Below are 7,180 nucleotides of genomic sequence, written 5' to 3' on the forward strand. Positions count from 1 at the left end.
AAAGGGAGGTGTATTATATTGGCTAATTCTACTATTCTCGGACAAGATAATCTATTTGCAGTTTTGTGCGTGGCTTTTACTTTTGTAATAGCGATGTTTGTTTTTGTATTGATATCCAGAATTGTGAATATGTCTGTTGAGATTCCTTCTTTTGGGGTAAATGAATATATAGGGAACAAGTCAAAGAGTAGTATGTCTATTGATGACAGGATATGTAGTACATTTATGCCTAATGAATCCAATAGCGTGATGATAATTGAAAACGATAAAAATATAGGAGATTTGCAGGAAGACAGCATTAGAAATATTGTATCTATAATGGGTGGTAGTGCCAAAATAGAATACGAAACAAAAGATATTGAGGGCTTTGAAATTCAAACCTTTGTGGAAGATAGTGAAAGACAAAAAGATGAAAATACAGCAAAAGAGTACGAGCTTTTTGTAGGGCAAAATGTATTGGAGGATTCTAAAATAGTCTTTTCAATTGCAGATGAAATCGGTACTATTGCGGAAAAATCTTCCAGAATAGTTCAAAGCTTAAATGTAATAAGTCATGATTTAGATAAGAATTTATCTGAAATATCAAACAAAATTGTAAATGGAGCTAAAGAGAATAATGAAGGAAACTTAGATTATGTATTGGTATCGGATTCTTTTATGCAATCTTTTAAGGAAATATCTGACGATATTAATAAGCAAATAAAGCAGTTAGATGGTATTCGCGGGAATATTGATTCTGCAACATACAATTTTGCACATGGTTTTAGAAAAGGCTTTTTTGGAAAAAAAGAGTCCAATTTTGTTGTCTATGAAATAGAATCACAGTTTGAAGGCATTCAGGAAGCTTTTGATGAGATTAATAAGAATTCTGAAAAAATGACACATCAAAGAAGTGTGACATCTTGCTGAGATTTAGGATAAATTAATAAAACAAGCATTTCTGAAAGGCTTAATAAAAATACGACCAATTTTGATATGCCTAGAACGTTAACATTTCATTTAGTTAAAATTTTTTTGAATGGGAGTATTCTATATGAAATATTTTGAGGTTTTTACAAAGGTGAATAAAATAATTGCTGCTCTTCTTATTGTGGCTGGGCTTACCGCTTGCGGTTCTGATAAATCAAGCACGGAATCGACTTCGTTAGATATTAAATCTATGGAGGTTGTAGACGTAGATTCATCACAACTCTTCACAGAAAAAGAAGAAGATAATAACGATTTTGTTTATAAGATAGATAGCAGCAAATTAAGTGGTTTTGACGTCTCTTCTAATCTTCATTGGGCAATTCAAGATCACTTACAACAGGGAAAAGATATCTTTTTGTTAAAAAAATTCTATGAACTTGGAGATGAGAATGGCAAGAAGTATCAAGTTGAGCTTTATGATGAAAAAAACAGTGTAAGCAATGTTGTATATGAAATTCCAGATGCATATTTGGTGAATGAATTTTCTGTAGGTGGAGATTATTTGTATTGGGTTGAGAATCATTATGATGAAAATGAAAAACTAACCACATATAAGATAGTACAATTTGACACTAAAAATAGTAGCACAAAAGAACTTGGATTACGTAAGGAAAATCAATATGCGGAAATATGTCTTTATGCTAATGATAAATATGTAACATGGTATGACAGTGCTTTGAGTGAAGATAAAAAGAGTACTATTGATAAAATAACTGTATTCGATGTTGTGAAAAAAGATTTTTGTGATATGTCACAGATAAATTCAGGTAAAATCATAAGCTACAATACCAGATTACCAATTACAGATGGATGTGTTACTTATTTTACAGTTGACGAAAAGAATAATGTGAACATAAACCGTACAAACATTAGTGATAAGAGTACTATTACAATCAATATTGGATCATTAAGTCAAAACAAGAAGATTGATGACTGTTTTTCAACGAAATCATTTATTGGATGGAAAGTGAACGACTTAAAGAAAGCATATTATGTTTATGAAATAAAGACCAAAAAGCTTTACAAGATAGATGCAGATAATATTCTATCTATTGTGTGCACTGATAAAAAGCTTTACGCAAGTTATCAGAATGATAAAGACTGTGTAAAAAGCTTTGATTTTGAGAATTTTGAAACTAAAAACTACAATCTCAACGGATTAGATAGTTTGTTTTTAGTAGAGTATGACAAGGACTTAATTGGAGTTCAGATTCAAGGTTTAGATGAAAACGGTTTAATAAAGCTAAACTAATATAATCAAAAATCCCAAAAAAGATGTCAGTGAAAATGCTGGCATCTTTTTTGGGGATAAAAAATATATTAATGAAAAATGCTTTGTTCAACTTCGTAACTAGTTGTCGAATTATAGCCGTGTAAAATCAATGATTATTTAGAAATCAACTTCTGTATCATAGTAGCAGCATTTAAGAAGTTTTTCCATTTCTTCCTGACTTGGCTGACGAGGATTTGAAGAAGTGCAAGCATCAAGAATTGCGTTTGCAGCAATATCGTGAAGTCTTTCAAGGAATACTTCTTCTGGTACGAATCCTTTTTCTGCAACAAGACCATCAGCACCGTAATGGTTGATGCTATGAGGAATATTAAGATCATCATTCATCTTGCGAAGATAATCAATAAAAAGTTTAACCTTCTCGTCATCGTTAGAACCACCAAGATGCATATAATCAGCGATTACACCATAACGCTTTTTGGCAGTTTCATCTTTTGCATTAAAAGCAATAACCTTAGGAAGGTACATTGCATTTGCTGCACCGTGAATGATGTGTGCTCCCTGATCAGCAAATACAGCACCTGTTTTGTGAGCCATAGAATGAACAATTCCAAGAAGCGCATTGGAGAATGCCATTCCGGCAAGACACTGAGCGTTATGCATGGCATCTCTAGAATCCATGTCATCATTGTAGGACTTTACTAAGTGCTGCTGTATCATTTCAATTGCATGTATTGCAAGAGAATCTGTATAGTCACAGTTGGCTGTAGATACATAAGCTTCGATTGCATGTGTCATTGCATCCATTCCGGTGTGAGCTACAAGTTTTTTGGGCATTGTGTGAGCAAGTTCGGGGTCAACGATTGCTACATCAGGGGTAATTTCAAAGTCAGCAATAGGGTATTTGATTCCCTTTTGATAGTCTGTGATAATAGAGAATGCTGTTACCTCAGTAGCTGTTCCTGAAGTGGAGGAAATAGCACAGAACTTGGCTTTTGTGCGGAGTTTAGGAAGACCGAATACCTTGCACATATCTTCAAAGGTTGTTTCAGGATATTCGTACTTAATCCACATAGCTTTAGCTGCATCTATAGGAGAGCCACCACCTATTGCAACAATCCAGTCAGGCTGGAATTTCTGCATAGCTTCTGCGCCTCTCATAACAGTTTCAACAGATGGGTCAGATTCAATTCCTTCAAAAAGAGAAATTTCCATACCAGCTTCTTTTAGATATTCTTCAACTTTCTGCAAGAATCCGCCTCTTTTCATGGATCCACCACCAGTGCAAATGATAGCACGCTTTCCCTCGAACGTTTTAAGAGCTTCGAGCGCACCCTTTCCATGATATACATCCCTTGGCAAAGTGAAACGAGTCATATAAAAGTCCTCCTTGTATATTGTTGTAAAAAATATTAAGTTAAAATAGAAAAATATAGATAATACCGAATTTCTTCGGCGCTTATAACTTATTATATAGTCATAATACACAAAACACAACTCTGAAAAGCTCTTAATTTCATAAAGTGCTACAAAGAAAGTTGTTTTGAAATTGAAAATCAACTATAATAAAAATATGTTATTACGATATTGCGAATATGAAAGGAGTATATTATGGGAAAAACAGCTATAATTACAGGCGGTTCAAGGGGTATAGGAGCAGCACTTACCAAAAAGCTTGGAGAAAACGGTTACAATGTTGTTATCAATTATCGAAGCGAAAGTTCAAAAGCTTTGTCTGATAACATAGCAAAAGAACTTGAAGAGACTTATGGTGTAGAGACACTGGTTGTAAGAGCTGATGTCAGCAAGTATGAAGACTGTGAAAATCTTGTAAAAGCGGCAGTTGAAAGATTTGGTGACAATATTGATGTTCTAGTCAATAATGCAGGAATTACCAATAACAGTAACTGGATAGACATAAAGAGAGAAGATTATGAGAGACTTATTGCAACAAATCTTATGAGTTTTCTTCATATGACGCATTTGGTACTCCCACATATGGTTAATCATTGTAGTGATAAACAGCAGTGCAATATCATAAATATTGCTTCAATTGGCGGGCTTATTGGTGTAATAAATCAAGCAGACTATTGTGCATCGAAAGCAGGTGTAATAGGACTTACAAGAGGATTGGCACTTGAGTATGCTAAAAAAGGCATAAGAGTTAATGCAATTGCTCCGGGAATGATAATGACAGATATGCTAAGAGGCGTAAATCAGGATGAATTAAAAGCTCTTGCAGGTACAATTCCGCAAGGATTTATCGGTGATGTTTCGGATATTTCAGGTGCTATGGACTACCTTCTTAAAGCACCATATATGACAGGTCAGGTTATTTCTCCAAATGGAGGAATAGTGCTGCAGTAAAGCTGTGCTATATAATCAAGATAAAACGAGTCTGCGACGAAATATACGAACAGTAAAAAAGTCATTTTATAATAAATTCAAAAAGCGTAACAGTAAACTATCTGTTACGCTTTTTGATTCACAAATATAAATCAAATATGTACAAAAGTCAATCTGAATTCAAAAATCCAAATCCTCCAATGCTGTTAGGAGCATCTAGAGGAAAAACACTAAACAGTGGTCCAAATTCTTCTACAAACATGTCTTGAACATTGTTTTCTGGCAGGATGTCGAATAGGCACTTCTTTGGCATATCCTTTCGAACTTTTTCAAAAATATAATCACGGATTTTGAAAAATTCACGGAAATCAGCCTTTTTCGAGGGTGCTAGAGCCAGATTATTATATGGAATATGGGCAGAAGGCACAGGCCCATATTTATTTTCATATTCAGTAAAATGCATAGAGGCAAGTACTAACAGTTTCTTGGAAAGTGAGAGTATGGCATCATAGTTTTTATATTTTATTTGTGGCATCGGAGGCTTATCATTTTCGGGATTAACTAAAGTCAGGTTAAAAAAACGCTGATATATTGCATCTGTCAGCAATTCAGCGTCATTTGCAAGAAGTTCAGCATAGCGTCTTGTAAGTATTACATTTACAGCTTCTCTTTTACTCGGAGCATGTACTATATAAAAAGACTGGTCATGATGAAGTGGATCAGGCAAAGGATTATACTTGTCATTATATAAGATACTATCTCTAACATCATAAGCATCATCAAAAGATTTATTTAAGTAAAAACCAATATAATGGCGGTTGCAAACCATGTATTTTCGAATCATAAATTTGTCACCTCGTTTACTATGAAACAAGAATTATTATTTATAAAGTATGTGGGGATAATCTCAATCAGTATATCGGATTAATCAAATTGTATTATTATTGTCAGTAATGCTGAAAAAATCATTACTCTGGAAATTTGCAAGGCAGTCAAAACTAATATAATAGACTAATGATTATAGCTTGCTGTGTAAAGTTTTGCTTGGAAGAAAAGCACTTAAATGTTAAAATTTCTTGATAGGGCATTTTTACAAAAAAAGAATTAGAATAAGCAAAAACTAAAATTTTTAATATATCGAAAAGAGGAATGGGAATGTCAGACAATCAGCACGAGGAACTTATAGATGTATATGATAGTAATAGAAAAAAGACTGGAAGAGTAGCCGACAGAAGAGCTCCGCTTCCAAAGGGCGAGTTCATGATGTATGTACTTGCAATTCTCGAAAGAAAATCTGATGGAAAAATTCTTATTACAAGAAGAGCTTTAGATAAGAAATGGGCTGCAGGTGCATGGGAAATTCCTGGAGGTGGTTCACTTGCAGGAGAAGATTCTTTTGGAGCGGTAGTGCGTGAAGTTCTTGAAGAGACAGGGTTAAATATTGCAAATTGCGATGAATGCCAGAAAAAACCAGTATATTCATATATGAATGAGGATTTGAAACATGGTGATAATTATTTTGTTGATATTTATCACTTTATCTTTGACTTTGATGAAAAAGATGTGTCAATTCAAGCCTCAGAGGCTATAGACCATAGATTTGCAACATTTGAGGAAATTACAAAACTTGCAGATGAATCACAGTTTTTGCATTACAGCAGATTAAAGTCTGCATTGGAAAAATAATAAAAAGCTGTTATAGTAACAAGGTTGAGTATAATATCAGGAAGCATGCAGAAATGAAATAATCAGTTTGTTCCCTGAATTTTGCTTGCACGAAACTAAAAGCAAATACAAGTATCTGGATAGTAGTTTTTTAGAGGTTTTTAATGTTGGATTTTTATGTAATTAGACACGGTGAAACAGATTATAACCGCAAGATGCTGACACAAGGCAATATAGAAGTTCCGCTTAATGAATGCGGAAGACAGCAGGCCAAAGATGCTAGAAATGAAATAGAAAAACTTGGATTAAAGTTTGATTATGTTTTATCTAGTCCGTTAGACAGGGCAATTGAAACTGCTGAAACAATTTCTGGAACCAGCAGAGAATCAGAAAATTTTGAAGTAATAGATGAACTTCATGAAATGGAGTTTGGAGAACTTGATGGACTTCCGTTTATGGAAGAACCCCGTATGCATCTTTTGAACGTATGTCCTGAAAAATATGAACCGGTTGAAGGTGGTGAGTCTTTTGAGGATCTTTTTTTCAGAATGAATGGAGTACTCAAAAAACTTGCAGTTTATGAGAAAAAGCTTGATAAATCCTGTAACGTACTGGTAGCAACTCATGGAATGGCTATGAGAGGAATGTTGTCTGATATAAGAGGGACAGGGGCAGATAAAATCTGGGAGACCATTATTGGAAACTGCGATATGTATCATCTTCAGGTAAATGATGGGAAATGGACAGAATTAGAAAAGACACTAAGTCACGGTGATAAGCATGATCCTCATTATGAAGAATGACAGTTTGAGCAGTTTGCCACTTGACTTTTGTTCTCACGAAACTCGCAGTATATGCGAGTTTCTGAATGTAAGTGACAAGAAGTCATGACTTTTTGTTATTTGAACTATTAGAGGAGTTCTGATGGATTGTAATATTTCATGAGCAGAACTGTTTATAAACGTTGGT

7 protein-coding genes are annotated in these 7,180 nt (G+C 34.2%); 5 read left to right on the forward strand and 2 right to left on the reverse strand.

Going from position 1 to position 7,180, the window contains the following annotated elements; all coding sequences use genetic code 11:
• The first annotated feature begins 18 nt into the window (after positions 1 to 18).
• Both G634_RS0112535 and G634_RS0112540 read left to right on the forward strand, forming a co-directional pair.
• Complete coding sequence (locus G634_RS0112535) at positions 19 to 909, forward strand: hypothetical protein (RefSeq protein ID WP_026505576.1); 891 nt, start codon at positions 19 to 21, stop codon at positions 907 to 909.
• A 124-nt stretch (positions 910 to 1,033) separates the two neighbouring features.
• Positions 1,034 to 2,221 carry a hypothetical protein gene (locus G634_RS0112540; protein ID WP_026505577.1) on the forward strand — a complete coding sequence of 396 codons (1,188 nt, stop codon included), beginning with the start codon at positions 1,034 to 1,036 and terminating at the stop codon, positions 2,219 to 2,221.
• 138 nt (positions 2,222 to 2,359) lie between these two features.
• Here G634_RS0112540 and G634_RS0112545 read toward each other — a convergent pair whose 3' ends face one another.
• Positions 2,360 to 3,577, reverse strand: a complete 1,218-nt coding sequence (locus G634_RS0112545; RefSeq protein ID WP_026505578.1) for an iron-containing alcohol dehydrogenase — start codon at positions 3,575 to 3,577, stop codon at positions 2,360 to 2,362.
• Between the two features lie 234 nt (positions 3,578 to 3,811).
• Between G634_RS0112545 and G634_RS0112550 the strand changes: the two genes are divergently transcribed.
• Positions 3,812 to 4,567, forward strand: a complete 756-nt coding sequence (locus G634_RS0112550; RefSeq protein WP_026505579.1) for an SDR family NAD(P)-dependent oxidoreductase — start codon at positions 3,812 to 3,814, stop codon at positions 4,565 to 4,567.
• A gap of 148 nt (positions 4,568 to 4,715) precedes the next feature.
• Here the strand turns inward: G634_RS0112550 and G634_RS0112555 are convergent, their stop codons facing one another.
• Positions 4,716 to 5,390 carry a hypothetical protein gene (locus G634_RS0112555; protein ID WP_026505580.1) on the reverse strand — a complete coding sequence of 225 codons (675 nt, stop codon included), beginning with the start codon at positions 5,388 to 5,390 and terminating at the stop codon, positions 4,716 to 4,718.
• Positions 5,391 to 5,701: 311 nt separating this feature from the next.
• Here G634_RS0112555 and G634_RS0112560 point away from each other — a divergent pair, with 311 nt between their 5' ends.
• A complete protein-coding gene (locus tag G634_RS0112560; RefSeq protein WP_026505581.1) occupies positions 5,702 to 6,232 on the forward strand; it encodes an NUDIX hydrolase in 531 nt (176 codons plus the stop codon).
• Between the two features lie 143 nt (positions 6,233 to 6,375).
• The gene (locus G634_RS0112565; protein WP_026505582.1) at positions 6,376 to 7,014 is read left to right on the forward strand and encodes a histidine phosphatase family protein; all 639 of its coding nucleotides are present in this window, start codon (positions 6,376 to 6,378) and stop codon (positions 7,012 to 7,014) included.
• The last annotated feature ends 166 nt before the right edge of the window (positions 7,015 to 7,180 follow it).

Source organism: Butyrivibrio sp. NC3005 (genome assembly GCF_000424545.1).
GTDB lineage: Bacteria > Bacillota > Clostridia > Lachnospirales > Lachnospiraceae > Butyrivibrio.